Genomic DNA, 23,755 nt, shown 5'->3' with positions numbered 1-23,755 from the left:
ACAACTTGCGTCTTAGATCGTCTCAACCGTGAGATTGCCATTGGTATAGACGCAGATATCGGCGGCGATGGCCATGGCTTCGCGGGCGACTTGTTCCGCCGGTTTGTCGCCATCCATCATCGCGCGCGCCGCTGCCAGGGCAAAATTACCACCCGATCCGATGGCAGCCACGTTGTGTTCCGGCTCCAGCACATCCCCTGCCCCGGTGATCACCAGCAGATCCTTGCCATCAGTGACGATCAACATCGCCTCAAGCTTTTGCAGGTATTTGTCGGTGCGCCAGTCCTTGGCCAGCTCGACCGAGGCGCGCGCCAGTTGGCCGGGCGTGGCCTCAAGCTTGGTTTCCAGACGTTCCAGCAGGGTAAAGGCATCGGCGGTTGATCCGGCGAAGCCTGCGACAACCTCGAACCCGCCGGGTGACAGGCGGCGTACCTTGCGCGCGGTCCCTTTGATCACGGTCTGGCCCAAGCTGACTTGCCCGTCCCCGGCAATGACCACCTGCCCGCCTTTTTTGACGCCAATAATGGTTGTGCCGTGCCAACCGGGAAAGTCGCTGTCTGCCATGGGGGCCTCCGTTTTCGCCTGCTGTTCTATATGGGCCGGTCTCATCCGCAGCGCAACAGTTCACAACTTGCTTATAAGATATGCAAAAAACGCAAATCGGGGCTGTAAAACCAGCAATTGTGGGACTCAGTTGAAAATCCTACATGAGGCTCACAACCGACAACGGGTCGGCTGTTTCTGTTTATAAGGAATGCGCAAATGGCAACTACCGCAAATATCCATGCGCCGCTCGGAGCAGCTACCATCCTGCATGTAGTGGACGCGTTTTTTGGCGCTTTTGAAAAAGCCGCCGATTGGAATGAATCCCGCAAAACCCGCAATGCCCTGTCGGCTCTCAGTGATGAACAGCTGGACGATATCGGCCTGTGCCGCGCGGATATCACCACCCTCTGATTCACGAGAATTCGTGAATTCAAGATAAGCCGCCCGGGTCTGGGCGGCTTTTTCTTTTTCTGCGCCGCTTTTTCCAGTCAGACAATTCAGGCGGAAGCGCTTTGCCCCAGATACGAAAAAAGGCGCCCCGAATAAGGCGCCTTCAAACGTTGTTTCCCGAACCGGATCAGAGCGCTTCTTCGATCCAGCTTTGCAGCGCGGCTTTCGGTGCGGCGCCTGCGCGGTTCGAAACGACCTGACCATCCTTGAAGATGAACAGCGCCGGGATGCCACGTACGCCCATGGCGGCGGCAGAGTTCGGGTTGCTGTCTACATCGACTTTGGCGATCTTGACCTTGTCGCCATATTCAGCCGCCAGCTCTTCCAGAGCGGGTCCGATCTGTTTACAGGGGCCACACCATTCGGCCCAGAAATCGACAACTACGGGGATGTCGGAATTCTTGACTTCGGCGTCAAAAGTATCGTCGGTAACAGCTACGGTCGACATATTCTGTCTCCTGAATGGGGAATGCTTGGTCACTGAAACTAGGTGTCGGGTATGCCAAGGTCAAGGCGTCAGCGCACGGGTTAGCGCAGCTTTCACCAGATCGTGTGGCAGCCACATCAGCTGGGCTGTTCGGGTCCACAGAATTGCAGTTCTGACTTCGCGGTCCGGATAGATCTGCGACAATGAATCAGCATAGGCACCCATCTGCCGCAGCAGTCCTTCGGGGCAGGATGCTGCATTGTCTGGCACTGTCATATTCGATTTAAAATCAATTACTTGGACGTCCGTTTCAGTGACGATCAGCCGATCAATGACACCATGGATACGCCGACTGCCCAGATCGGCCGTTACCGGGACTTCGGCCAAGGTATCGGGGGCGAACACGGCCTTCAGGTGATCCGCCGTCAACACATTTTGCACCTCGGCCAGCAATCCTTGCCGCTCGGCCTCACGCATATCGGGAAGAACCCGTGCGCAAAGCTGCGGCCAGTTCTCAGGAAGGACCCGCGGCAAATGCTCCAGCAGCAGGTGCAGGCGGGTGCCGCGCAGCTTGGCGGCCTCTTCATCCTGGCCCATGTCCCCGGGCAAGGCCTTGGCCCCGCCCAGATCAGACGGGCTGAGGGTTTCCGGCGCCGCATCAATGGCGGGGGCGGAATTCAGGAAGGTCGGTGGCAATTCGCTGTGGGCATGAACGGCGCCTGTGTGTTCGATAGATTCCGGACCATGCCAATCTCCGTGCGACAAGCGCAGGATCTCACTGTTGGGCAGAGCTGTTGCCCCTGCCCGCGCCATAGCCGCCTGCACCAGTTGATACCAGCTGGTTCCGTCCTTGCCGACATCCCCTGCCGCACCAACGATTAGCCACTTCTCTGCACGGGTCAGCGCCACGTATAACAGGCGCAACCGTTCATTCTCTTCCCGTTCGCGCGCCTCGGCTCGCGCCTGCGCGATCAGCGCCGGGGACGCGTCTGCCGGTACTTTCCATAGTGGCTTAGCATCCGTCACCATGATCTCGGCATCGCGCGGGGCTTGCCGTCTGCCGGTATCCGGCAGGATCACGATGGGGGCTTCCAACCCTTTCGATCCGTGCACGGTCATCACGCGGATCATGTTGCCGACACCGCTCATCTGCCGTTTGATTTCCAGATCGTCGGTCTGCATCCAGACCAGAAAGCCGGTCAGGCTGGGAATGTCGGTACGTTCATAGGCCAGCGCCTGGGACAACAGCGCGTTGATACCGTCTTCGGCCTCGGGGCCCAGCCGCCCCAACAGCAGGCGCCGCCCGTGATGACGGGTCAGAATCCGCTCGATCAGGTCATAGGGGCGCAGAAAGTCGATCTGACCGCGTAGGTCGTTCAGAATTGTCAGCGTATCGGGAAACTCCTCGGCCCGATTGCGCAGCGCCGCCCACAGGAATTGTTCTTGCCGCCGATGCGCCAGATCAAAAAGCTGCTGTTCTGACCATCCAAACAGAGGAGATTTCAGTACCGTGGCCAGCGACAGGCTGTCCTCGGGCGTGGCCAAAAAGCTCAGCAGAGCGGCCAGGTCCTTGACCGCAAGCTCGGCTCCGACCTTCAACCGGTCAGCCCCTGCAATCGGCAGTTCGGCAGCCTTGCAGGCGCGGATGATCTCAGCAAACAGGTCCGAGCGGCGCTGGACGAGGATCAGAAAATCCCCCGGCTGTACCTTTCGCCGGACGAAACTGCCCGGTACCTCGCCATCTTCGGGGATGGTTTCCCCCTGTTCGATCATATCCCTGATCGACTGTGCAACCTGCTCGGCCAGAACAACGGTATGGTGGCGCGCTCCAGGGCGGTCCACCGGGTCGGTCCATTCGGTATCTTCCTCGTCTTTGACTTTTTCGACCACCGGCCATAGGTCGACGCGCCCTGGCAGATCGGACTTGAAGGCGCGGTGCTGGCTTTCTTTGTGAAACCCGGCCTCGGCATGGTTTTCGAACAGGATATCGACCAGAGTCAGAATGGCGCTGGAGGATCGGAACGAGTACTCCAGCGTGGAATCCCACAGTTTAGAGCCTGATTCTGCCAGTTTCCGCCCAAACTCGGCCTGCATCCGGTCAAAGGCCTGAGGGTCGGCGCCTTGAAAGGAATAGATCGACTGTTTCTTGTCACCCACCACGAAAATAGTGCGCTCAATCCCGGACCGGGCCCCCTCCCCGCTGGTGAATTCCTGCGCCAGTTTTTCGACGACGTCCCATTGGTCCGGGCTGGTGTCCTGCGCCTCATCGACAAGGATATGGTCAATCCCGCCGTCCAGCCGGTACAATACCCAAGACGCTACCGCCGGGTCGTTCAGTACGTTTCGGGCGCGCAAGATCAGGTCGTCAAAGTCCAGCCAGCCACGCAGTTGTTTGCGCCGCTCATATTCCGGCAGAAAGGCCATTGCGAACCGGTGAAGTACCAGCGTTTTACGGGCCGCAACCAGTGCAAGCCGCTGTTCACGCGCGGCTTCGATGCGCAACATCAACGCCTCTAGCTGTGGCATCTGACCCGCCAGAACACCTTCGCGCAGGGGTTTGGTCGGGAAAGCGTTAATCTTGGCGGTAAACGGGTCCTTGGCCGCCTTTCCGGTCAGAAATACATCTTCAAGCACCGGCAGCGCACCGATTTCGGCGCGGGTGAAGGCCGCAAGCCTGGTGGCTGCCTTGGCGTTGTTCCCGCCGCTTTCGGTCAGTGCGGGCAGGACGCTGCGGACAAGTTCGGCCTCGCCCCCCAAAAACACCTGACCCAGCAAGAGCTGTTCGTCAAAACCGGCGGGCAGATTGAATTGCTGCAAAACCTGCGACCAATCGACGGTCTGCGCAAACAGATTGCGCTTTTGCGTGATGGCGGCGGTCAGCTTGTCGAACCCTGTGTCAGTCACAAAACGGGCGACATCGCTGATCAGATTGGCCATCGGCCCTTGGGCAAAATCCTCGACGATTTCTTCGCGCAGCAAGGCGGCGGCCCGATCCTCCATCTCGGTGAATTGAGGGCTCACTCCGGCCTCAAGTGGGAAACGGCGCAGTAGCGAGGCGCAGAAAGAGTGGATGGTCTGAATTTTCAGCCCGCCGGGCGTTTCGATCGCACGGGCAAACAATGTGCGGGCCTGCGCCAGGCGGTCCGGGTCAATCGCGCCCTGAACGCCCAGATCGGTCAACTGCGCCAATAGCGGTGCATCCCCCAGCATGGCCCACTCACCGAGGCGTTTGAACAACCGGTTTTGCATCTCGCTGGCTGCAGCCTTGGTGTAAGTCAGGCAGAGGATGTGTTGCGGCTGCACCCCGTCCAGCAACAGCCGCGCCACCCGATCGGTCAGAACCCGCGTTTTGCCAGATCCCGCATTTGCCGCCAGCCAGGTCGAGGCATCGGGTCGTGCGGCCTGCACCTGCCGTTCGGTGGCGTCGTTGCGGGCGCTCATTTCAGGTCCTCGGGGGCGCTGTTGCTGGTTCGGTCCCACTCACCGAAACGTGCCAGATGATCATAGTCCCCGATATCGGTATCCTTGTGCAGCATGCGGCGCGAGGTGAAGCCTTGATCAGGCTCTAAATAAGAGGAAATCAGCTGTTTCAGCTCAGCCAGGACCTTGTCGACCGGCTCTTTGGTCAGAGGCGCGGGTATCTCTTTATAGGTGCCGCCCATGCCGACAAAAATTGCTTCGGCCACAGGCAGCGGGTCAAACCCTTCGATCCCGCCCTGCTCGGCCATTGCGGCTTCGATCAGCAACTGTTTGTCAAACTTGGCCTGCTGGCTTTCGGTCGGAGGCGCACCGGTTTTATAGTCGACCAGCCGCAGCGCCCCGCGGCTGTTCAGGTCAATGCGGTCGGCGCGCCCGACTATGGTGAAATCCAGCGGACTGAGCGCCAGTTTCATCGCGGCCTCAAAAGCCACAGGCCCACCATCGCTGCGCCGGGTGTTCTCGGCCCGCAGGAAATCATCCGCAATCCGTTCCAGCCGCGCGAGCCATAATTTGCGCGCTGTGGGCCATGGGACATGCTGGACCAGCAGGCTTTCGGCGCGTTTCAGGAAGCTTTCGCGTGTCAGCAAGGCCGTGTCCAGCACGCTGTCCTTGACGAATTGCTCCAAAATCTCGTGGATCACGATCCCGCGCAGCAGCGCATCCGGGGCCTGAACCAAAGGGTCCAGAGGTTTTAACCGCAGCACATGTTTGGCGTAGATCGCATAAGGATCACGGATCAGGCGCTTGATCTCGGTGACGCTCAGTCGGCGCGGGCGCGACCCGACCAGAGGGCGCGGAGATGGGCGCGGTGCCGCCTTGATTTTTGGAGCGTATTCTAGTTGTTCGGACCACCCCAGATATTGCCGCCCTCGGCCGCGCATTTCTGCAAGGGCGGTTTGGCCACCCTGTTCTGCCAGGCCACTCAACAGGTTGGTTAACCGATTCAACCAGCGGGAAGGAACGGTTTCGGCATCGTCGGACCGGGTCGACCGGGTCAGCCAGACCTCGGGCGCGCCGATAGCCTGCTGGAAGTCATGTGCCGACAAGCCAATGCGCCGCTCTGGCAGCAACAGCCCGGCCTTATCGCGCATCTGCCTGTTCAACCAGGGATCAGGTGCGGGCGCCTCGGGCCAACTGCCCTCGTTCAAACCGCCAAGGATTAGCAAATCGGCGCCCTGCACCCGGGCCTCGAGCGTGCCCCAGATCATGATCCGGGGGTGTGGCGCGTCGCGGTCGCGGACTTCTTCTCCGGCCAGCAAAGCACCCAGCAGATCGGCAAAGTCATGGGCGGTCATGGTGCCGCCATGCTGAGCCTCATTTCGCAGCTCGGTCACAACCGCCAGGGCCTTTTGACCGGCGTTCTTGTCCCACAAAGTGCCGGGATCGTCAGTGTGACCGGCGGAAATGGCCTGAGCCAACCCGCAGAGGCGATCGACCCAATCCGCCAGCGGCAGCTCATCATCGATTTGCTGTTCGCAGAAATGCTGCACCAACCACTGGACCCAGCCTTCGGGCACCTCTTTGCGGATGGCAAATGCCGTCAGGCTGGCGGCATCCGGGAAAGGCGGCCCGTGGCGGCGCAGGTCCAGTTCCAGATCGCGCGTGTGCAACAGATGAGAACCACGCTCGCCCCCGTCATGGCAGAGCGGATGTTTCAGCAGGGTCAACAGCGCTTCGCCGTCCAATCGACGCGCGAACAGGGCCGCGACATGGCGCAGGAACCGTCCGGGTGGGGACAGCTGCAGCGGCAGGCCAGCACTGTCATCGGGCAGGATGCTCCACCGGTCCAGCGCAGCGCTGACCTGACGAGTCAGCATGCGGTCGGGGGTGATCAGAGCGGCGGTCTGGCCGGTTTCAGCCGCCTCTCGCATGCGGAGTGCTATGGCCAGGGCCTCGGCCCGGGGGGACTGCGCCTCGACCAGGGTCAGGTCCTTGGTTGCACCATGCAGATCGGTCAGTTGTGGACCTTCGGACATCCATGCATCCGTGATCGGGGCAGGGCGTAACGCAAGCGATATCAGTTTGTTACGGGCGGGTGAGGGTGGATTGTCCTGGGTCCAGGCTGTGATTTGATCCGGGTTCTGCCCAAGCTGGTTCATCAGCTTCCGGAACCGGTATTGCGGGTGATCCTCAGAGGTTAACGCCGCATCCAGCTGAGCCCAAACCTGATCGGGCTGGTCAAAGTCAAAACCCGGCAGGATCAATGCGCCCTGCGGCAGGCAGGCAACGGCTTGCATCAGCATCAGTGTCGTTCCCCGTGACCCCGTCGAGCCGGCAAGAATGACCGGGTGCTGAGGTGGATCCACTCGCCAATGTTTGATTAGGTTCTCGACCACGCGGCGCTGCCGGGCCTGCGTGTCCAGGATGTCGTCTTCTGAGTCGATGAACTGATCCGCAATCCCGATAAACGCCTGCGCGCGGGCCCAATGCCCGGACATGTCGGTGACATCCAGCCGCCGGATCGCTTCGGGTGAAACGCCTTCGCCCTGCATCTCATCTATCAATGCGGCCAGACTGTCTGACAGGTCAAACAAAGACGAGCGCGCCGCCAGATCCGGTTGTTGATCCAGCAGCTTCGAGACCAGCTGCGTCAATTCCAGCCGCCGTCGCAGGGGCGGGATTGCGGGTGGTATCTGCGCCAGATTCACGCTTACACCCAGATCAGTCACCAGTGATAGGCGCGGCAACAAACAGGCAGGGCCCTGGTCGAACAGCTCACGCACCCTGCGAGCCATACGCCGCGTGTTAACAACCAGCTCCACTCGGGCCAAAGCCTCGGGCGGAAGAGCGGCACAGCGATTTCTCAACCCCCGGACCAGCGCCTTTGGAAAATCCACACCCGAAGGTACGGCAAAGACGCGGGGCAGGGGTGAGGGGTCAAACATCCGCCAACAGACCTTCAGCAAGGGCGATCCCTTCCGGATGGCCAACATCGCACCAGCGGCCGGGATAGGTTAGGGCAAACAGCCGGTCTTTCTTTTGCATCCGATCCCAAAGCAGGTTCAGCGAAAACACCTTGTCTGGAATTTCGACCAGCCCTTCCGTCTTCATGATCTGCGCGCCTCCGTAGATCAATCCGGGGCCGCGGGTAATCCGGCCCGCTTCATCAGCAGTAAAGTCTCCGGCACCGGCATGACCAATCGCCTGCGCGGTCGGGATGCACATTAGCAATGCGTCCATCAAATCAGGGTTCCAGGCGGCCCGCAGCATTGTCAGCGGGTTCGGGCCGGACCAAATGGCGTCTGAATTCATCGTGAACACTGAATCAGACCCTAATAAAGGCAAAGCTGCCCGTAATCCGCCACCAGTATCCAGAATGTCGGGCTGTTCGTGTGAAACATGTACGTCTTTCGGCGTCAAATGCGCCTCAAGCTGATCCGGCAGATAGTGCAGGTTGGCCACTTTGCGAACCGGCCCAAGCGCGTCAACCAAATCAAGCGCGTGGTCGATCAGCGGGCGCCCGGCTACCTCGATCAGCGGCTTGGGGCGGTTCAGGGTCAGGGTGCCCATACGGGTGCCGAACCCGGCTGCGAACAGCATGACGGCATTGGGGGGCTGGGTCATCTCTGTCTGAGCCTGTTCAGGTTTTCGGGTGTTGGTGTGGGCAGAGCCGCGCGCAGCAGGTCGGCAACATTCACCAGCGCCGGGTGATCCAGATCCCGCATTAGATGGTCCCACGCAGCGGGGATAAAATCGATATAATGGGGTTTGCCATACTCAGTCGCAAGCCGGGTAAACACACCAAGAATCCGCAGATTTCGCTGGGCCCCCAGCACGGCATAGGCACTGCGGAAATCATGATCGTTGACGCCCATAGCCGAGATATAGTGGCTGACCATCCGCATTTCCGTACCCGGCGTCACTTTGCGGCGCACATCCTGGAGCAAAGACACAAGATCATAGGCAGGATGGCCCAGCATGGCGGTCTGAAAATCCAGCAATCCAACCCGCTCAACCCCTTGGCGGTCAGGGAGCCAGATCAGGTTTTCCGCGTGGTAATCCCGTTGGACAACAACTTTGGTGCCGGATGTTTCTTGATGCAGGATATCAGCAAATCGGTGTTCGAACCGATCCTGCGCATCCCGGTCATATTCGCCAAGAACCCCTTGGGCGTATTTGGTGAAGGATAAGGCCGCCAGTTCGGTCATCAGTGCCGGGCCGTAAGATTGCAGCGACAGGGTCGGGGCCTCGTGCAACGTGATCAGGACATCTGTTGCGGCCTCGTATAATTCCCGCTCCATATCGGGATGTTTGACCAGAACCCGCGCGAACAGGTCATCGCCAAGGTCTTCCAGAAGAAGAAACCCATATTGCGTGTCTTCGGCGTAGATCTGTGGGGCGCTTAGCCCGATAGATTGTAAATGCCGGGCCATCCGTACGAAGGCTTCGACCGGTTCCGCCTGGCCCGGGGGTGAATCCATCAGAACAGCGGACTTGCCCGTGACCGGGTCGGTTAGGCGCTCGTACCGGCGGTTCGAGGCATCCCCCGCCAAAGGCTCTCGGCGGGCCTTGGACCACGGCGTGTGTGAAATCAGAGCTTCGGCAAGGACGGCGCGGTTTGTCATTCGCTGACCTCCAGTTTTTGAGCCCATTTTTCGTCGGTCCATGTGAGGGTGATGTGGCGCATATCCAGCATGTCCGGGTCTGTTTCAAATGTCATGGTCAGGGCAGAACCGGGTGTCAGCGGGCCCAGTTTCTCGGGCCACTCAATCAGGCAGATCGCTTGTTCCATCGCTTCGGCCAGCCCAAGCTCTTCGACTTCCTCCACCGCGCTCAGCCGGTATAGATCGCAGTGCCAGATCTCACCTTTACGGGTGTCATAGACCTGAACCAGCGTGAATGTGGGCGAGGGCACATCCTCGGATCGGGTCATCAGCGATTGGATCAGACTGCGCGCGAAATGGGTCTTACCGGTTCCGATCTCACCCTGCAGCAGCAGGATGTCGCCCGGATGCAGAATCGCGCCCAGCCGACTGGCAAAGTTTGTCGTATCTTCGGGCGAATTCAGGGTGATCCTGAGGGGTGGTAACGTCATGGCGCCACAATGGCCCCACGCTGGATTGGCTGCAACCCGGTTCAGGCGCTGATTTGCTGTATCTCGTGCTGTGGCAACGCATTGTGCGTGGCAAAGCGAATGATAGTGGCCCCGTTTTGCAATGGGCAGATGGTGCAGTTCAGATCGGTTCCGTTACGCATCTGGATTCTGGCTGACCACTCAGCCCGACTGTCCCGCATTTCCACGAAATCCCGGATTTCACCCAAAATCGGAGTGGCCGTGCAATGTTTCTGCCAGTTGCGGGTCACGTCCAGAACCGTGTCGGGTTCAAATCCGGCACCATCGGCTTCACCCCATAATTTCTGATAGGCATAATTGGTGAAGGCCAAGGTACCGTCATCACCGAAAACGGCAACCGCGTCGGCCAGCTTATCCAGGATGGATTGCATCAAATCCATTTCCGCCCGAAAGCGGCGGGTCAACGTAATCTCGGCCGTGATATCTTCGAACAGAAAGGCCACCGCACCATCCGGGTGCGGGCGGCCGCTGACGGAATAGACCGAGCCGGATGGCAGCGACCATGTTTCCTGGTAATTTCCGTCTTCTGCGGCCTCCAGCAGATCGTTCATCTGATTACGCCAGCTGCGATAGTTCTTGGGTTCCGGCATCATGTGCTGATCGCGCAGGCGGTCAAAGAAACTGGACAGGTTGGGGCGGCAGCTCAGGAAATCCGGGGGCAGGGTGGTCAGGTCAATCAAGGCGGGGTTGAACAGGGCAAGCTGGCGATTTCTGTCAAAAATGGCCAAGCCGATGGACAGCTGTGCAAAGGTTTTGGTCATTGTCTGTACGAATTTTCGCTGCGCTGTCTCGGCGGCGACGATGGCGTTGATGTCCACAGCGTAGCAAAGGCTGCCTTCCGGATGGTCCACCATCGTCAGGTCAAACCAAAGCTTGTTTGCACTGTCTTCGGACGAAATGAATACACGGGTCTTGGCGCTGATACGCGCGCCATTTTCGGGCCCGGGAAAAAGAGGTGCAGTCAGGTCGGTATCGCCACCGCGCACTTTGCGGACAAGCGAGACATAGGCGGCGTTGCACCAGCGGATCTTGTTTTGATAATCCAGATGCCAGACCGGGTAGGGCGCCAGTTCCATCGCCAGGCGGATCGGATCGCTATTCTCGCGCAATACGGTTCTGGGGTAATCAGAGCTTTCCCGCAGCTGTACGCGCACGACCCCGTCGATCCATTCGCACAAAACGTCCCGCTCGACCGAGCAATCAATGGCGGGGATGACAAGATTCCCTTCGTGCCTGACGCGTTCAGGGCTTTCAGGAAAGCCCGGAAAATCCCGCTGCAGCAGCCGACGCAGATCTGACCAGTCGCGCACAGCCTCAAACCCATCCAGAGCGATGTCTGTGTGGCTGATCAGGCGGTCACCGTCGAACAGAAACACGACATTGAACAACGAGGCCGGCTCGGACAGGCCGAAATTGTCACTTGTCTGCTGACGACGGGGCAAAAGCCATTGAACCGCCAGACTGGCAGACACCACACTGATGACGGCCAATATGATCCAGTCGACCATGTGCTCTCCCGCGGTGAATTCACGGGTATAGCTATGGGTGGAAATGGTTAACGGGGTCTTAACTCAGACTTGGATATGCTGATTTACACCTGAAGGAACGGGGGTGTCGCCGGTCTGTGCATCCACAAGTTTTCGCGGCCAGGATACCCGGACGATGGCCCCTATACGTTCGGGATTGTCCGACAAGGTCTGATATGGATCAGAGCCATTGGCGAAATCCAAATGCGCACCGCTGCGTTCCAGCAGGGTTTTTGCGATGAACAGGCCCAGGCCCATACCTTCATATTCCGGCCGGGCCCGCTTTTCCGATTCTGCCCGCCGTCGGCGCATGAACGGATCCCCGATCCGGCCAATCATTTGCGAAGGATACCCGCGGCCGTCATCCATGATGTTGATCGTAATCCTTTCGGCTGTCCATTCCGCTTCGACCCAGACGTTGCTGCGCGCGAAATCCACAGCATTCTGGATGAGGTTGCGCATTCCGTGGATGATCTCAGGTTTACGCAGGATCGAAGGCTGTTGAACATCGCCATCCCCGACCGGACCTTCGGCAAAGTGAACCTGCTTGCCGCGGTTGATATGTGGCTCGGCGGCCTCATGGATGACAGTGGACAGGGGGGCCTGTCTCAGGTGGAGGTCGTCTTTACCAGCCCGCCCCATGTCGCGCAGAATGTCGCGGCAACGATTGGCCTGTTCGCGGATCAAGGCGGCGTCTTCTTTCAGGTCCGGGCGGTCGTCCAGCTCTTCGATCAGTTCGGCACTGGTCAGTTTGATTGTTGCCAGAGGTGTTCCAAGTTCGTGCGCGGCGGCGGCGACAACTCCACCAAGATCGGTCAGTTTCTGTTCACGTGCGAGGGCCATATGCGTGGCCGACAGCGCCTGAGACATCGACTGCACCTCAGAGCTTACGCGGTGGGAATAGGCCCCCAGGAAAACGATCGCGATAACGATGGCAGCCCAGTTTCCGAACAGAAGGATATCGGGGATCTCAAGATCCACACCGCCATCCGTGTGCAGGGGAAGGTGAAATTCGGCTAGCAGCGTGGTCAGAATGATGGCCACCGTACCGATGATCAGGGTTGACCGGGTGCTCATGACATTGGCCGAGATAGTCACAGGACCCACCAACAGCAAGGCGAACGGATTATTGAGGCCTCCGGTAAGGTACAGCAGGATGGTCAGCTGCAACAAATCGAACAACACCATCAGAAAGTTTTCGAACTCGGACAGGCGTTTGTTGCGTGGAAAGACAAGAATCGCCGTCAAGTTGCCCATGACCGAAATGCCGATGGCCAGATAGCACAGCGTCACATCCAACTGCACATCATAGGTCTGTTGGGCCACGGTGATTGCGGTGATCTGGCCAAAGATGGCCACCCAGCGCAGCAGGATCAGTGTCCGCAGGCGAATCCAGCTGCGTTCCTGACCAGGCCAAAAAGTGATGTTGGAATCTGCCATTGGTCCATTATGTCCTGTTGCATCGGCTGTTCATCTTGATAGGTGTCCCGGCCGGAACGATCAACAACTCCTCTATCGTCAGGTAAGATGCCATGGTCCGTCTATACGCTATCCTTGCAACAGTTGTTTTGGCCGTAGGTCTGGGGGCCATGTGGCTGCTGACGCGCGGCGCAGGCTCGGACGACAAATTCGCGCAGTGCCGGTCCAGCCAGATCGCAGGGGGCACGGCCACCATTGGCGGGCCCTTCGAACTGATCAACGGCAAGGGCGAGACTGTGACCGACAAACAGGTGATAACCGAACCTACGCTGGTCTACTTCGGCTATACCTTCTGTCCGGATGTTTGCCCCTTTGACATGTCCCGCAATGCCGAAGCGGTGGATATTCTGGCCGAACGCGGGCAATCGGTGACGCCGCTGTTTATCTCGATCGACCCGGATCGCGACACACCCGCGGTTATGGCCGATTACGCCTTTAACCTTGGTGGTAAGACCATCGCCCTGACCGGTACGCCCGATCAGGTCAAGGCCGCCAGCAAGGCCTATAAGACCTATTATAAGGCCCATGACAAAAGTGATGAGTACTATCTGGTTGATCACTCGACCTTTACTTATCTGGTCACACCCCAGGACGGGTTTATCGAATTTTTCGATCGCAATGACACAGCCGAGCAGATGGCTGACAAGGTGGGCTGCTTTCTGGACAAGATCTAGAACGCAACGGTCTGTTTGACCTTTGCAATGGCGCTGCTATTACTCATGTTTAAGCCAACGGCGTGAATTAGCGGAAAGAATAGAATATGGCGGACAGCTCTGACCTCGACATCGGCCCGGATAAATCGCTGTTATTGGTGGATGATGACGAACCGTTTCTGAGACGTCTGGCCAAGGCCATGGAAAAACGCGGGTTCGAGGTTGAAACCGCGGGCTCTGTCGCCGCTGGCCGCGCAATTTCCACAGCACGTCCACCTGCATATGCGGTTGTTGACCTGCGGTTGGAGGATGGCAACGGCCTGGATGTGGTCGAAGTGCTGCGCGAAAAGCGCCCCGACAGCCGGGTTGTGGTTCTGACAGGGTACGGCGCGATTGCCACCGCTGTGGCTGCCGTCAAGATCGGTGCCACCGACTATTTGTCGAAGCCCGCCGACGCCACCGACATCACCAACGCATTGCTGGCCAAGGGCGACGAACTGCCCCCGCCGCCGGAAAACCCGATGAGCGCGGATCGCGTGCGCTGGGAGCATATCCAGCGGGTCTATGAGCTGTGTGATCGCAACGTCAGTGAAACCGCGCGACGCCTGAACATGCACCGCCGGACATTGCAACGGATCTTGGCGAAGCGTAGCCCGCGATGAGGTCGTGGGTTTAGCTTGCGCATAACAGACCAGAACTCATGAAGCCGAAAAGCCGAATTGAGTCTCGACATGCGGCCACCAAACATATGCTTTGTCGCGGCTGATGGACCGCCACCCCTGAAGACTTTAATTTAGTGTCTGTTAACCAGTTTGTGTTGTCGTTAAATTCAATAATTATATTTTCCGAACAAATAGTTGAGATGTATCGAAGTGTCGCCGCTCCCTAATACGCCATACGAAAGCCTCCGTATTTCCAACCCTGCCCTTAAAGTCATTGTCTCTGTTGTCACCTGGGCAGCAGAGAGATTTGGGTTTTGGGCGCGACCACGAAAGGGCGCTGCGGGTGAGCTTTCCGAAATGAACATTTTGGACAACCTGTACTGGGTCTATAAAAGTAAGAACCCCATTCAGCAGCCTGAAGCGGAGCTGGATCAGTCCGGCTTTATGACTAAAACGGCCGTACGACTTTCAACCGCTGACATCAGTGACACATCAAATTCGGTCACTCTGAGCTTTGCCGGGGACATTCTAAGAACCCACAGGGCCAGTGTCGCAAAAGATCAAGTATATGCTGAGATTGAAGATCTTTTGTTTCAGGATGATATTTTGGTCGCCAACTACGAGTCACCTGTAACGACACAGCCTTTGATTGACGAAGTGATCGGGGACGCTGGCCCGCCGATCGAATGTGCGTCGGAAGAACAGTTCGATGCTTTGACCAGCCATAACGAGAGGTTCATTGATGTTTTGAACCTTGCAAACAACCATATTCTCGACATGGGTGTTGAGGGGCTTGAGACAACTCTGAACGTCTTAAGTGACAGAAATATCATGCAAATCGGCGTGAATGAGAGTTTGACAGAAGCCACAGCCGTCAAAACGATCGAACGAAAAGGGATAAAGTTCGGATTTGCGTCCTGCGCTTTTGGTACCAACGGCCACGCGCTTCCTGAAGGTCAAAAGCAGAGCATCAATATCGCCAAGCTGACTTCAAAGCATCAAGCGCCGGACACTACCCTTCTAAAGACACAGATTTCGAACGCAAAAGCGGCTGGCTGTGATCTGGTTATTGCGATTATTCATTGGGGTCATGAGTTCGAGCTGTTCCCGCGCCGAGCGCAGCAAGAGGCCGCACAGGACTTGGCCGAATTCGGAGCTGATCTTATCGTCTGCCACCACCCCCATGTCCCTCAGCCGATTCAGCTGTATCGCACGCAGACCGGAGATCGGACGGTGCCAATCGCCTATTCCCTAGGAAGTCTGCTGTGGGGTTTCGCCGATAGAGACATTGCCAGCAGCACGATTATGCAGATTGAAGTACAAAAGACTGAGGGCAAGGCCGAAATAACAAATCTGAAGGCGACGCCAGTGCGTTGGCATGCCCATGAGATTGACGGCAAAGTCTTTCAGAAGGTGGCGCGATCAGAAAGCTGAAAGTGGTCAGGGCCCAATCTCGGCCATCAATGCCGAATGTCTATGCGTATAGGCACATCTTACTTCAACGGGTGGCCGCAATTTGATCTGCAGCCCTTCCATAATAACCCTGTCCGGGCGGCCGAAGAATTTTGTCGCCTCGGCCTCGGAAAAGCCCGCGATCTGGGTGGCTTCCATCCAGGCGCTGATCTTGTCGGCCTTTTTGATTTGCCGTTTAACCGTTTTAGGCACCGCAGCAGGCAGGCCAAACCGGATGTGGATCGCCGCAGCCAGCCGGTCATCCAGTGCGCCATAGTCGGGACCGACAGCGGATTTGACCGGAGAGATCATATCTCCGATCACGTATTCCGGCGCATCGTGTAACAGGGCCGCCAGCCGCCATTTGACCGGTGCCTTGGGGGCAATACGACCAAAAAGCTCTTCGACCAACAGCGAATGCTCGGCCACCGAATAGGCGAAATCGCCATGTGTCTGCCCGTTCCAGCGGGCCACAAAGGCCAGCCCATGCGCGATATCCTCAATCTCGATATCCACCGGTGTTGGGTCCAGCAGGTCCAGCCTGCGCCCGGACAGCATTCTTTGCCATGCGCGGGGTTGTGTTGCCATTCTGCCATGCCTTGTGAAGTGGGACACATTAAATTCGCATTTTTGTGGTAAGCTGTACCTGTCAAGATCACCAGCTGCCAACTTTTTCTTGAGCAATCGTGCTTTGAACAAGCACGCGGTGATACCGACATTTGTACCGAGGGGGGCGCATGCTCCTCCCGGTGTGCCCCTCTCGGACGTAACTCGTATCGAAAGGAGCTTGCTATGTTCAAGCGTTTGTTAGGAATTGCTCTGGCCTTTGGTATGGCCGCCACTGCACCGCCTGCCTTTGCCCAGCAAAGCTGTGCGCTGCGTGATCAACTGATTTCAACGCTACAGGACAATTATTCCGAGGAACTGGCCTTTGGCGGATTGCAAAAATCCCGTGGCTCGCAATCGGTGATGGAGGTCTGGACCTCAGAGGAAACGGGTAGCTATACCGTTTTGGTGACACGTCCGAACGGCATCAGCTGCATTGTCGCCGTTGGGACTGACTTTTTCCAAGCGATCCCCAAAATCAAGGTAGAGGGCATACCAAGTTGATTTTGGCGGCTTAAAACCCCGTTTCCGGCCATCTGCGTTGCCACGTCCCAAAAGGGATGCTAGGGCAACCCGGATTGAATTATACCGGAATGGAGCACCTGATGGCCGGGGACTATATCGTCAAAGACATTTCGCTGGCCGGGTTTGGCCGCAAAGAACTGGATATTGCAGAGACCGAGATGCCGGGCCTGATGGCCCTGCGCGCGGAATACGGTAACGCAAAGCCCCTGAAGGGCGCGCGTATTGTCGGGTCGCTGCACATGACCATCCAGACAGCCGTTCTGATCGAAACACTTGTGGCGCTGGGCGCGGATGTGCGTTGGGCGTCGTGCAACATCTTCTCAACCCAGGACCACGCGGCGGCGGCGATTGCCGAAGCCGGAATTCCGGTGTTCGCCATCAAGGGCCAGACGCTGGAAGAGCATTGGGATTATCTGGACAAATCCTTCCTGTTCACCGACGGCCCCAACATGATCCTGGACGATGGCGGCGATGCGACGCTGTATATCCTGCTGGGCGCCCGCGCCGAAGCGGGCGAAGACATTATCCCCGTACCGGGCTCGGAAGAGGAAGAGGCCATCAAGGCGCAGATCGCCAAACGTATGGCCGCGTCCCCCGGTTGGTTCACCAAAATGCGCGACCAGATCCAAGGCGTGTCCGAAGAAACCACGACCGGCGTGAACCGTCTGTACCAGCTGGTCAGGGAAGGCCAACTGCCTTTCCCTGCGATCAACGTCAACGACAGTGTCACCAAGTCGAAGTTCGACAACAAATATGGCTGTAAGGAATCGCTGGTCGACGGTATCCGCCGCGCCACCGACACTATGATGGCTGGTAAAGTTGCCGTGGTCTGTGGCTATGGTGACGTGGGCAAAGGCTCGGCCGCGTCGCTGCGCGGTGCCGGTGCCCGTGTGAAAGTGACCGAAGTTGATCCGATCTGCGCCCTGCAGGCCGCGATGGACGGGTTCGAGGTTACGCTGCTGGAAGACGAAGTTGACAGCGCGGATATCTTCATCACCACGACCGGCAACAAGGATGTGATCCGCATCGAGCATATGCGCGCGATGAAGGACATGGCCATCGTCGGCAACATTGGTCACTTTGACAACGAAATTCAGGTGGCTAGCCTGAAGAACCACAAGTGGACCAACATCAAGGAACAGGTGGACATGATCGAGATGCCCTCGGGCAATCGTCTGATCCTGCTGTCCGAAGGCCGCCTGCTGAATCTGGGCAACGCCACCGGTCATCCGTCTTTTGTGATGTCGGCTTCGTTCACCAATCAGGTGTTGGCCCAGATTGAGCTGTTCACCAAAGGCGATCAGTACGAAAACAAGGTCTACATCCTGCCTAAACATCTGGACGAGAAGGTTGCACGCCTGCATCTGGACCGTATCGGCGTGAAGCTGACGCAGATGGACAGCGAACAGGCATCGTATATCGGTGTGAATCCGGAAGGCCCCTATAAGCCTGAACATTACCGCTATTGATTGCGGGTCAGGCATGACCAAACCTCCTGGACGCCGTCGGATATTGCATCTGGCGGCGTCTTTCGTTTTCTCAGCACTCGCCTTGGTGGTTTTGATGGGTGGGGGTGGCTACTGGCTTTTGTCCCACCCGCAATCACCGGTTCCGGACCACTGGAACCCTTTGCGAGATCTGACCATTACGGCTCGGGTCACGCCGGTCACACCTGTGCAAATGCGACGAGCTTTGGCCGATGAAACGCAGTGCAGGGCCGCATTGGCCGGGGCGGGGGTAAGCTTTTCCCTGGTCGAGGATCTGATTGTCGACGAGAAATGCGGAATAACCGGGCGCGGGGTTCTCTCGGGCTTAACCACGGCCAGCGTCAATGGCGTCGAGACCCGTTGTGCCACGGCTCTGCGATTGGCCATGTGGGAACACCATGTGGTCCAACCCGCCGCGCGCGAGATGTTTGGCAGCAGGGTGCGCAGCTTGCGCCACCTGGGCAGCTATAACTGCCGGCGAATGCGCACCGCGCAGGGAAAGGACAGCGGTTGGAGCAGTCATGCCACCGCTGATGCCATCGATATTGTCGGGGTCGAGTTGGCAGATGGGCGAAGCCTGAGCCTGCTGTCGGACTGGACAACACCCGGACCCGAAGCAGATTTTCTACACCGGATTGGCCGGGGTGCATGCGAATGGTTTCAGGTGGTACTTGGGCCAAACTACAACCGGCTGCATGCGGACCACTTCCATCTTCAGGGACCGGGTTGGGGATATTGCAGATAACCACCGGTCGGTTAGTAGGTGCCATGTCGGCGCGCTGCACTGGTTTCAACATTTTCCCGCTGCGCCCTGAATCCAAACCACCTGACCCTTAACAGAAGGCCAGAATCAGGCATTGTGGTACGCAGAGTCTATCTGTGCTGCCAAAAACTCGCTTACGGGGAATGACCTGAAATTTTCCCTTTGTGTAAACAGAACAACTGACTAACCTTCCGACACCTGTTCATAGGCGCATTGAAAATCGCAGCAAAAGCTGCTCAACGGGAGAAATATTCATGGGAAAACGCGACGAACTGATCGCCAAATACGCAGATGATCTGAAAAACAAATGCGGGATGGACGCCGACATGGACCTTTTGACCAAGGTCACAATCGGATGTGGTCCGGCGATTTATGACGCCGACGCGTCGACCGTGGCAGCCACTCAGTCAGGTGAGCTTGAGACCGTCAAAAACAACTTCCTGGTCAAGAAACTGGGCCTTTCCGACGGCCCCGAGCTGATGGAAGCGATCAACAAGGCGCTGGAAACCTATGGCATGTCCGAGCGCAACAAGTATCGTGCTGTCGTTTACTATATGCTGACCAAGCATTTCGGCAAAGAGTCGGTCTATAGCTAAATCAAGGCTTTGACCAACCAACGCCCGCCCGATCTGTGGCGGGCGTTTCCAATTTTAGGTACTTGGTGTTTGTGCCGAGCGGCCCAAATGGGTTAGTTTCAATTTGTGACCAGGACGGTCAGAACCGAAATTCTATACGCGTGTGGTGAGTCGGGAGCACGCGGGGTAGGGAAGGTTCTGCATCTGTCAGGACCTTCCCTTTAATCAATCCGCTTTCGTCTGCCCCAGATCGCAGATCACCTGCCACTCGGCATCGCTGACCGGTTGTACGGACAGGCGGGAATTCTTGACCAGAACCATCTCATCCAGACGTTCATCCACTTTGATCTGATCCAGCGTGACCGGCGTGGTGAAGGGGCGCACGGCTTTGATATCCACACATTCCCAGCGCTCGTCATCGGTGGTGCTGTCGGGATGGGCCGGAGCGCAGACCTCGATAATACCGACAATCGCCTTGTCTTTTTGCGAGTGATAGAAGAATCCGCGGTCGCCCACGGCCATCTGCCGCATGAAATTACGCGCCTGATAGTTGCGCACGCCATCCCATTCTTCGCCCTCTGCGCCCTTGGCGACTTGCTGGTCCCAACTCCAGGTCGAGGGTTCGGATTTGAACAGCCAATACGCCATCAGCCGACCACCTTTTTCCAGACGATCAGATCAACCGACTGGAACAGACCTGCTTTGGCATAGGGATCTTTGTCGGCCCAGTTTTGCGCCGCCGTCATATCCTCGACCTCGAGGATGATCAGTGATCCGATCATCGCATCGCCTTCCAGAAGGGGTCCGGCCTGGGCAACAACACCGGTTTCTTCGATATAGGCAAGATGGGCGGAACGGTTATCCAGCCGGGTTTGCAGCGCGTCGGGTTTATCCTTGGCGACAAGGGCGATCAGCATGTTATTCCTCCTTCAGGGGTCGGTTCAGCAGCCAGCGCATGGCTTCACCAACGCTGCATTCTCCGGTGCTTATTTCTGACACGATGGTGCTAATGGGCATGTCCAAATCTTCTGCTTTGGCAATTTTGGCCAAAGCCTTGGCCGTGGCAACACCTTCGACGGTTGTGTTTGTGTCAAAAGCATCCTGACGCCCAAGCGACAGGCCAAATCGATAGTTCCGGGACAGTTCGGAACAGCAGGTCAGTACCAGATCACCCATACCCGACAGGCCCATCAATGTTTCAGGGCGGGCCCCGCGCATCAGCGCAAAGCGCTGCATCTCGGCAAAGCCCCGCGTCATAAGGGCGGCACGGGCGCTTTCGCCCATGCCTTCGCCAATGCAGGCCCCGCACCCGATGGCCATGACGTTTTTCAAGGCGCCGCCGAGCTCGGCGCCAACAGTATCCGCAGTGCGATAGAGGCGCAGATTTGTGGTGCTCAATTCATGCTGCAGGTCACGGCCAATCGCATCATCCGCACAAGCGAGGGTCAATGCGGTGGGAAGGCCGCGCGCGATGTCGTCCGCAAAGCTTGGCCCGGTCAACAGCGCGGGGTGCGCATCCGGGATGGTTTCGCGGATGACCGATACCGGCCCAAGGCCCGAGGTCAGCTCGATCCCCTTGCAGCAGGCGACCAGCGTTTTACCCTTGAGGGCTGAGGCATGCGCACGCAATGCGCTGCGCAATTTCTGCATTGGCACGGATAGAAGAATGACCTGACTTTCGGCGGCCAGATCAATGTCCGAGGTCACCGTAATCGCCTTGGGCAGGGTCACATTCGGCAAGCGCGCGCTGTTTTCGCGCTGGTTTTGCATTATCTGGGCCTGTTCCCGATCCCGCGCCCACAGAGTGACGGGGCCTTTCCCGGCCAGCGAAATCGCCAGAGCAGTTCCAAACGCCCCTGATCCCAGAACCGACACACTCATGCTTTGGCTCCTTTTTTGCCGCTGCCCAACATGGCCGGGCTGGTTTGATCCAGAGGCCAACGCGGACGCGCGGTCAGGGTCAGATCATCGCGGGCACCGGTGCGAAACCGCTCGATCCCGGCATAGGCGATCATGGCGGCATTGTCGGTGCATAAGGCTAAGGGAGGGGCGGTAAATCTGGCGCCCTTTTCGGCACAAACAGTCTCTAACGCAGTGCGAATGGCCGTATTTGCGGCAACGCCACCCGCAACAGACACCACGGCCTCTGCAGGCGCTTCCGATAGGTACAGGTCAATCGCGCGGCGGGTTTTCTCGGCCAAAGTGTCCACGATGGCCTGTTGGAATCCGGCGCAAAGATCGGCCCGGTCCTGCCGCGTCAGCCCCCCTTTTTCGGCCACGATCTGGTCACGCATCCGCATCAACGCGGTCTTGAGCCCGGAAAAGGACAAATCGCATCCCGGACGATCCAGCAGCGGCCGGGGAAACCGGAACCGTTTGGGGTCGCCTGTGCGGGCCTCTGCCTCGACCGAGGGGCCGCCGGGTTGCGGCAGTCCCAGCAGGCGGGCGGATTTGTCAAAGGCCTCGCCCGGGGCATCGTCGATGGTGCCACCAAGGCGGGTGAAATTCTCAGGCCCATGAGCAATCAGGTATTGGCAGTGTCCGCCCGAGACCAGCAGCATCAGGTAGGGAAACGCGATCCCGTCCGTCAGGCGTGGCGTCAGCGCGTGACCGGCCAGATGGTTGACTCCGATCAATGGCAGGCCCGTGGCGGCACTGATCCCTTTGGCGCACATGACGCCTGACATAACCCCCCCAATCAGGCCGGGACCGGCGGTGACCGCGATGGCGTCCATGTCGGCAAGGCCCAAACCTGCGGCCTCTAACGCCTGCATCACACAGATATCCAGCTTTTCCGCATGGGCGCGGGCGGCAATCTCAGGCACCACGCCACCAAATGCGCTGTGCAATTCGGTCTGGCCATAGACAACCGAGGACAGCACCTCGGCGGCTGTATCATCGGATTGGCGCACGACTGCGGCGGCCGTGTCATCACAGCTGCTTTCCAACCCGAGGACAGTAAGTGTTTGCACCATTGGCCTGATCCGTTACACCTTGGTTGCCAAGCGGGGTATCACCCTGCGCGGATGCAAACAATCCCAAGGCCGAAGGCGCCAACTGTTGTATTTGTTGATGACCCGCCCGCGCGCTGCGTCTGAAAGGTTCGTCGCGCAGTTGCCAACCCGCATCAGAAGCCGGGTAGAGGTTATCCATTCGCCGATCCTGGAAATAAAACCTTTGGCGGTGCAAGTGCATGCGGATGAAGCAAAGGGGCTGATCTTTACTTCGGCCAACGCCGTAAATGCGGCGATGTCTTTAGATGTATCTCGAAAGATGCCGGCCTTTTGTGTGGGTCCTGTTACCACCGGAACGGCCAAAGGCGCTGGCTGGGATGCCCGGATGGTGGGTGCTACCGCCGAAGAGCTGATTGCAAACCTGCTAAAGCACCGGCCCCAAAGCCCGCTGCTTCATCTTCGGGGGGAGCACAGCCGGGGTAACATTGCTGAACGGTTGACCGAATCCGGTCTGGCTGTGCGTGAACAACCTGTCTATAAACAGCACCTGTTACCGCTCACAGATCGGGCAGGCGCCGTTGCTGAGGGCAATGAACCGGTGATTGCCCCCATATTTTCACCCAGAACAGCGCGACAATTTGCCGACATCTGGGTGGGTTCGGCACCACTTTGGCTGGCTGCAATCAGCGAGGCCACGGCTGAACCCCTTTATTCCTTGGATTATGTCCGCCTGAAGATTGCCAAAGAGCCGACACCGAAGAAAATGCGGAAAGCCGTTAAAAAGCTTGTGAAACATGCGATGCGGGTTGAGGGCGGCGAGGCCACAGATTAACTTAGTCTGGTTAGTTGTTCAGGTTGTTTTGGATTCGAAAAGGGGAACATTGCGGTGGCTGGTAAGAAGAAAACCGATCAAAAGCCGGAAGATGACCCCAAGGCTGACGCAGTCGAGGACATTGTCCAGATCCCGGATGAGGCACCTGTTGACGATGCTGACCCCGTAGAAGAAACGCCTTCCGAAGCCGAAGCCGAAGCCGAAGCCGAAGCCGAAGCCGAAGCCGAAGCCGAAGCCGAAGCCGAAGCCGAAGCCGAAGCCGAA

General features: G+C 58.1%; 23 protein-coding genes and 1 pseudogene. 10 read left to right on the top strand and 14 right to left on the bottom strand.

All coding sequences use genetic code 11. From position 1 onward, the window contains the following. Positions 1 to 12: 12 nt before the first annotated feature. Positions 13 to 564, bottom strand: a complete 552-nt coding sequence (gene hslV / locus AC2FH0_RS16745) for an ATP-dependent protease subunit HslV (protein WP_142637447.1) — start codon at positions 562 to 564, stop codon at positions 13 to 15. A 198-nt stretch (positions 565 to 762) separates the two neighbouring features. Here hslV and AC2FH0_RS16740 point away from each other — a divergent pair, with 198 nt between their 5' ends. Continuing rightward, entirely contained in the window at positions 763 to 957 is a 195-nt protein-coding gene (locus tag AC2FH0_RS16740; RefSeq protein ID WP_142637449.1) for a DUF1127 domain-containing protein, read from the top strand. Positions 958 to 1,123: 166 nt separating this feature from the next. Here the strand turns inward: AC2FH0_RS16740 and trxA are convergent, their stop codons facing one another. From trxA to regB, 8 genes are all read right to left on the bottom strand, one after another. Next, positions 1,124 to 1,444, bottom strand: a complete 321-nt coding sequence (gene trxA / locus AC2FH0_RS16735; protein ID WP_271950641.1) for a thioredoxin — start codon at positions 1,442 to 1,444, stop codon at positions 1,124 to 1,126. Positions 1,445 to 1,504: 60 nt separating this feature from the next. Next, complete coding sequence (gene addA / locus AC2FH0_RS16730; RefSeq protein WP_496789891.1) at positions 1,505 to 4,864, bottom strand: double-strand break repair helicase AddA; 3,360 nt, start codon at positions 4,862 to 4,864, stop codon at positions 1,505 to 1,507. Continuing rightward, positions 4,861 to 7,788, bottom strand: coding sequence for a double-strand break repair protein AddB (addB, locus tag AC2FH0_RS16725; RefSeq protein WP_496709497.1), 2,928 nt, complete (start codon positions 7,786 to 7,788; stop codon positions 4,861 to 4,863). The genes addA and addB overlap by 4 nt, the downstream gene beginning before the upstream one ends. After that, positions 7,781 to 8,467 (bottom strand): nucleotidyltransferase family protein, encoded by a 687-nt coding sequence (locus tag AC2FH0_RS16720; RefSeq protein WP_496709496.1) that lies wholly within the window; start codon positions 8,465 to 8,467, stop codon positions 7,781 to 7,783. The genes addB and AC2FH0_RS16720 overlap by 8 nt, the downstream gene beginning before the upstream one ends. Next, on the bottom strand, positions 8,464 to 9,468 hold the full coding sequence (locus tag AC2FH0_RS16715) for an aminoglycoside phosphotransferase family protein (protein WP_496789890.1): 1,005 nt from the start codon (positions 9,466 to 9,468) through the stop codon (positions 8,464 to 8,466). The genes AC2FH0_RS16720 and AC2FH0_RS16715 overlap by 4 nt, the downstream gene beginning before the upstream one ends. Continuing rightward, on the bottom strand, positions 9,465 to 9,938 hold the full coding sequence (gene tsaE / locus AC2FH0_RS16710) for a tRNA (adenosine(37)-N6)-threonylcarbamoyltransferase complex ATPase subunit type 1 TsaE (RefSeq protein ID WP_496789888.1): 474 nt from the start codon (positions 9,936 to 9,938) through the stop codon (positions 9,465 to 9,467). Before tsaE ends, AC2FH0_RS16715 begins: the two co-directional genes overlap by 4 nt. A 41-nt stretch (positions 9,939 to 9,979) precedes the next feature. Beyond that, positions 9,980 to 11,485 carry a PAS-domain containing protein gene (locus AC2FH0_RS16705; RefSeq protein WP_496789887.1) on the bottom strand — a complete coding sequence of 502 codons (1,506 nt, stop codon included), beginning with the start codon at positions 11,483 to 11,485 and terminating at the stop codon, positions 9,980 to 9,982. Positions 11,486 to 11,548: 63 nt separating this feature from the next. After that, entirely contained in the window at positions 11,549 to 12,943 is a 1,395-nt protein-coding gene (regB, locus tag AC2FH0_RS16700; protein WP_142637465.1) for a sensor histidine kinase RegB, read from the bottom strand. 92 nt (positions 12,944 to 13,035) lie between these two features. Between regB and AC2FH0_RS16695 the strand changes: the two genes are divergently transcribed. From AC2FH0_RS16695 to AC2FH0_RS16685, 3 genes are all read left to right on the top strand, one after another. Next, positions 13,036 to 13,656, top strand: a complete 621-nt coding sequence (locus AC2FH0_RS16695) for an SCO family protein (protein WP_496692586.1) — start codon at positions 13,036 to 13,038, stop codon at positions 13,654 to 13,656. An 86-nt stretch (positions 13,657 to 13,742) separates the two neighbouring features. Then, a complete protein-coding gene (locus AC2FH0_RS16690; protein WP_142637470.1) occupies positions 13,743 to 14,297 on the top strand; it encodes an ActR/PrrA/RegA family redox response regulator transcription factor in 555 nt (184 codons plus the stop codon). 357 nt (positions 14,298 to 14,654) lie between these two features. After that, positions 14,655 to 15,731 carry a CapA family protein gene (locus AC2FH0_RS16685; RefSeq protein ID WP_496789885.1) on the top strand — a complete coding sequence of 359 codons (1,077 nt, stop codon included), beginning with the start codon at positions 14,655 to 14,657 and terminating at the stop codon, positions 15,729 to 15,731. Positions 15,732 to 15,737: 6 nt separating this feature from the next. Here the strand turns inward: AC2FH0_RS16685 and AC2FH0_RS16680 are convergent, their stop codons facing one another. Beyond that, positions 15,738 to 16,337, bottom strand: coding sequence for an HD domain-containing protein (locus AC2FH0_RS16680; RefSeq protein WP_271950659.1), 600 nt, complete (start codon positions 16,335 to 16,337; stop codon positions 15,738 to 15,740). 204 nt (positions 16,338 to 16,541) lie between these two features. Here AC2FH0_RS16680 and AC2FH0_RS16675 point away from each other — a divergent pair, with 204 nt between their 5' ends. The 4 genes from AC2FH0_RS16675 (at position 16,542) to AC2FH0_RS16660 (ending at position 19,726) form a co-directional block, all read left to right on the top strand. Beyond that, positions 16,542 to 16,859 (top strand): hypothetical protein, encoded by a 318-nt coding sequence (locus AC2FH0_RS16675; protein ID WP_281995806.1) that lies wholly within the window; start codon positions 16,542 to 16,544, stop codon positions 16,857 to 16,859. Between the two features lie 101 nt (positions 16,860 to 16,960). Continuing rightward, positions 16,961 to 18,349, top strand: coding sequence for an adenosylhomocysteinase (ahcY, locus tag AC2FH0_RS16670; protein WP_282022174.1), 1,389 nt, complete (start codon positions 16,961 to 16,963; stop codon positions 18,347 to 18,349). 13 nt (positions 18,350 to 18,362) lie between these two features. Then, the gene (locus tag AC2FH0_RS16665) at positions 18,363 to 19,112 is read left to right on the top strand and encodes an extensin-like domain-containing protein (RefSeq protein WP_496789883.1); all 750 of its coding nucleotides are present in this window, start codon (positions 18,363 to 18,365) and stop codon (positions 19,110 to 19,112) included. Between the two features lie 272 nt (positions 19,113 to 19,384). Continuing rightward, on the top strand, positions 19,385 to 19,726 hold the full coding sequence (locus tag AC2FH0_RS16660) for a DUF2853 family protein (RefSeq protein WP_281973371.1): 342 nt from the start codon (positions 19,385 to 19,387) through the stop codon (positions 19,724 to 19,726). A 204-nt stretch (positions 19,727 to 19,930) separates the two neighbouring features. Here AC2FH0_RS16660 and AC2FH0_RS16655 read toward each other — a convergent pair whose 3' ends face one another. The 4 genes from AC2FH0_RS16655 to tsaD are packed head-to-tail and all read right to left on the bottom strand — an operon-like array spanning position 19,931 to position 22,680. Then, positions 19,931 to 20,353 carry an EVE domain-containing protein gene (locus AC2FH0_RS16655; RefSeq protein WP_496709489.1) on the bottom strand — a complete coding sequence of 141 codons (423 nt, stop codon included), beginning with the start codon at positions 20,351 to 20,353 and terminating at the stop codon, positions 19,931 to 19,933. Continuing rightward, a complete protein-coding gene (locus tag AC2FH0_RS16650; RefSeq protein ID WP_496707397.1) occupies positions 20,353 to 20,622 on the bottom strand; it encodes a YciI family protein in 270 nt (89 codons plus the stop codon). Before AC2FH0_RS16650 ends, AC2FH0_RS16655 begins: the two co-directional genes overlap by 1 nt. Before the next feature lies 1 nt (position 20,623). Continuing rightward, complete coding sequence (locus tag AC2FH0_RS16645) at positions 20,624 to 21,586, bottom strand: NAD(P)H-dependent glycerol-3-phosphate dehydrogenase (RefSeq protein ID WP_496789881.1); 963 nt, start codon at positions 21,584 to 21,586, stop codon at positions 20,624 to 20,626. Further along, positions 21,583 to 22,680 (bottom strand): tRNA (adenosine(37)-N6)-threonylcarbamoyltransferase complex transferase subunit TsaD, encoded by a 1,098-nt coding sequence (gene tsaD, locus AC2FH0_RS16640; protein WP_496789880.1) that lies wholly within the window; start codon positions 22,678 to 22,680, stop codon positions 21,583 to 21,585. The genes AC2FH0_RS16645 and tsaD overlap by 4 nt, the downstream gene beginning before the upstream one ends. 97 nt (positions 22,681 to 22,777) lie before the next feature. Here tsaD and AC2FH0_RS16635 point away from each other — a divergent pair, with 97 nt between their 5' ends. Continuing rightward, positions 22,778 to 23,491 carry a uroporphyrinogen-III synthase gene (locus AC2FH0_RS16635; protein WP_142637490.1) on the top strand — a complete coding sequence of 238 codons (714 nt, stop codon included), beginning with the start codon at positions 22,778 to 22,780 and terminating at the stop codon, positions 23,489 to 23,491. Between the two features lie 54 nt (positions 23,492 to 23,545). Continuing rightward, positions 23,546 to 23,755 (top strand): annotated as a pseudogene (locus AC2FH0_RS16630) (hypothetical protein); the annotation flags it as partial.

The sequence above is a fragment of the Ruegeria sp. CDSC051 genome (genome assembly GCF_059610665.1).
The sequence above is the reverse complement of the archived record's forward strand: the minus strand, read 5'-3'. Positions and strand labels throughout refer to the sequence as shown.

Coding starts and splice junctions, on each gene's coding strand:
- addB (WP_496709497.1), bottom strand. CDS start 7,788: ATGTTTGACCCCTCACCCCTGCCCCGCGTCTTTGCCGTACCTTCGGGT.
- AC2FH0_RS16720 (WP_496709496.1), bottom strand. CDS start 8,467: ATGACCCAGCCCCCCAATGCCGTCATGCTGTTCGCAGCCGGGTTCGGC.
- tsaE (WP_496789888.1), bottom strand. CDS start 9,938: ATGACGTTACCACCCCTCAGGATCACCCTGAATTCGCCCGAAGATACG.
- AC2FH0_RS16665 (WP_496789883.1), top strand. CDS start 18,363: ATGACCAAACCTCCTGGACGCCGTCGGATATTGCATCTGGCGGCGTCT.
- AC2FH0_RS16715 (WP_496789890.1), bottom strand. CDS start 9,468: ATGACAAACCGCGCCGTCCTTGCCGAAGCTCTGATTTCACACACGCCG.
- AC2FH0_RS16635 (WP_142637490.1), top strand. CDS start 22,778: ATGACCCGCCCGCGCGCTGCGTCTGAAAGGTTCGTCGCGCAGTTGCCA.
- trxA (WP_271950641.1), bottom strand. CDS start 1,444: ATGTCGACCGTAGCTGTTACCGACGATACTTTTGACGCCGAAGTCAAG.
- AC2FH0_RS16675 (WP_281995806.1), top strand. CDS start 16,542: ATGTTCAAGCGTTTGTTAGGAATTGCTCTGGCCTTTGGTATGGCCGCC.
- AC2FH0_RS16705 (WP_496789887.1), bottom strand. CDS start 11,485: ATGGTCGACTGGATCATATTGGCCGTCATCAGTGTGGTGTCTGCCAGT.
- AC2FH0_RS16645 (WP_496789881.1), bottom strand. CDS start 21,586: ATGAGTGTGTCGGTTCTGGGATCAGGGGCGTTTGGAACTGCTCTGGCG.
- AC2FH0_RS16695 (WP_496692586.1), top strand. CDS start 13,036: ATGGTCCGTCTATACGCTATCCTTGCAACAGTTGTTTTGGCCGTAGGT.
- AC2FH0_RS16655 (WP_496709489.1), bottom strand. CDS start 20,353: ATGGCGTATTGGCTGTTCAAATCCGAACCCTCGACCTGGAGTTGGGAC.
- AC2FH0_RS16685 (WP_496789885.1), top strand. CDS start 14,655: ATGAACATTTTGGACAACCTGTACTGGGTCTATAAAAGTAAGAACCCC.
- addA (WP_496789891.1), bottom strand. CDS start 4,864: ATGAGCGCCCGCAACGACGCCACCGAACGGCAGGTGCAGGCCGCACGA.
- AC2FH0_RS16740 (WP_142637449.1), top strand. CDS start 763: ATGGCAACTACCGCAAATATCCATGCGCCGCTCGGAGCAGCTACCATC.
- AC2FH0_RS16690 (WP_142637470.1), top strand. CDS start 13,743: ATGGCGGACAGCTCTGACCTCGACATCGGCCCGGATAAATCGCTGTTA.
- regB (WP_142637465.1), bottom strand. CDS start 12,943: ATGGCAGATTCCAACATCACTTTTTGGCCTGGTCAGGAACGCAGCTGG.
- AC2FH0_RS16650 (WP_496707397.1), bottom strand. CDS start 20,622: ATGCTGATCGCCCTTGTCGCCAAGGATAAACCCGACGCGCTGCAAACC.
- AC2FH0_RS16680 (WP_271950659.1), bottom strand. CDS start 16,337: ATGGCAACACAACCCCGCGCATGGCAAAGAATGCTGTCCGGGCGCAGG.
- hslV (WP_142637447.1), bottom strand. CDS start 564: ATGGCAGACAGCGACTTTCCCGGTTGGCACGGCACAACCATTATTGGC.
- AC2FH0_RS16660 (WP_281973371.1), top strand. CDS start 19,385: ATGGGAAAACGCGACGAACTGATCGCCAAATACGCAGATGATCTGAAA.
- ahcY (WP_282022174.1), top strand. CDS start 16,961: ATGGCCGGGGACTATATCGTCAAAGACATTTCGCTGGCCGGGTTTGGC.
- tsaD (WP_496789880.1), bottom strand. CDS start 22,680: ATGGTGCAAACACTTACTGTCCTCGGGTTGGAAAGCAGCTGTGATGAC.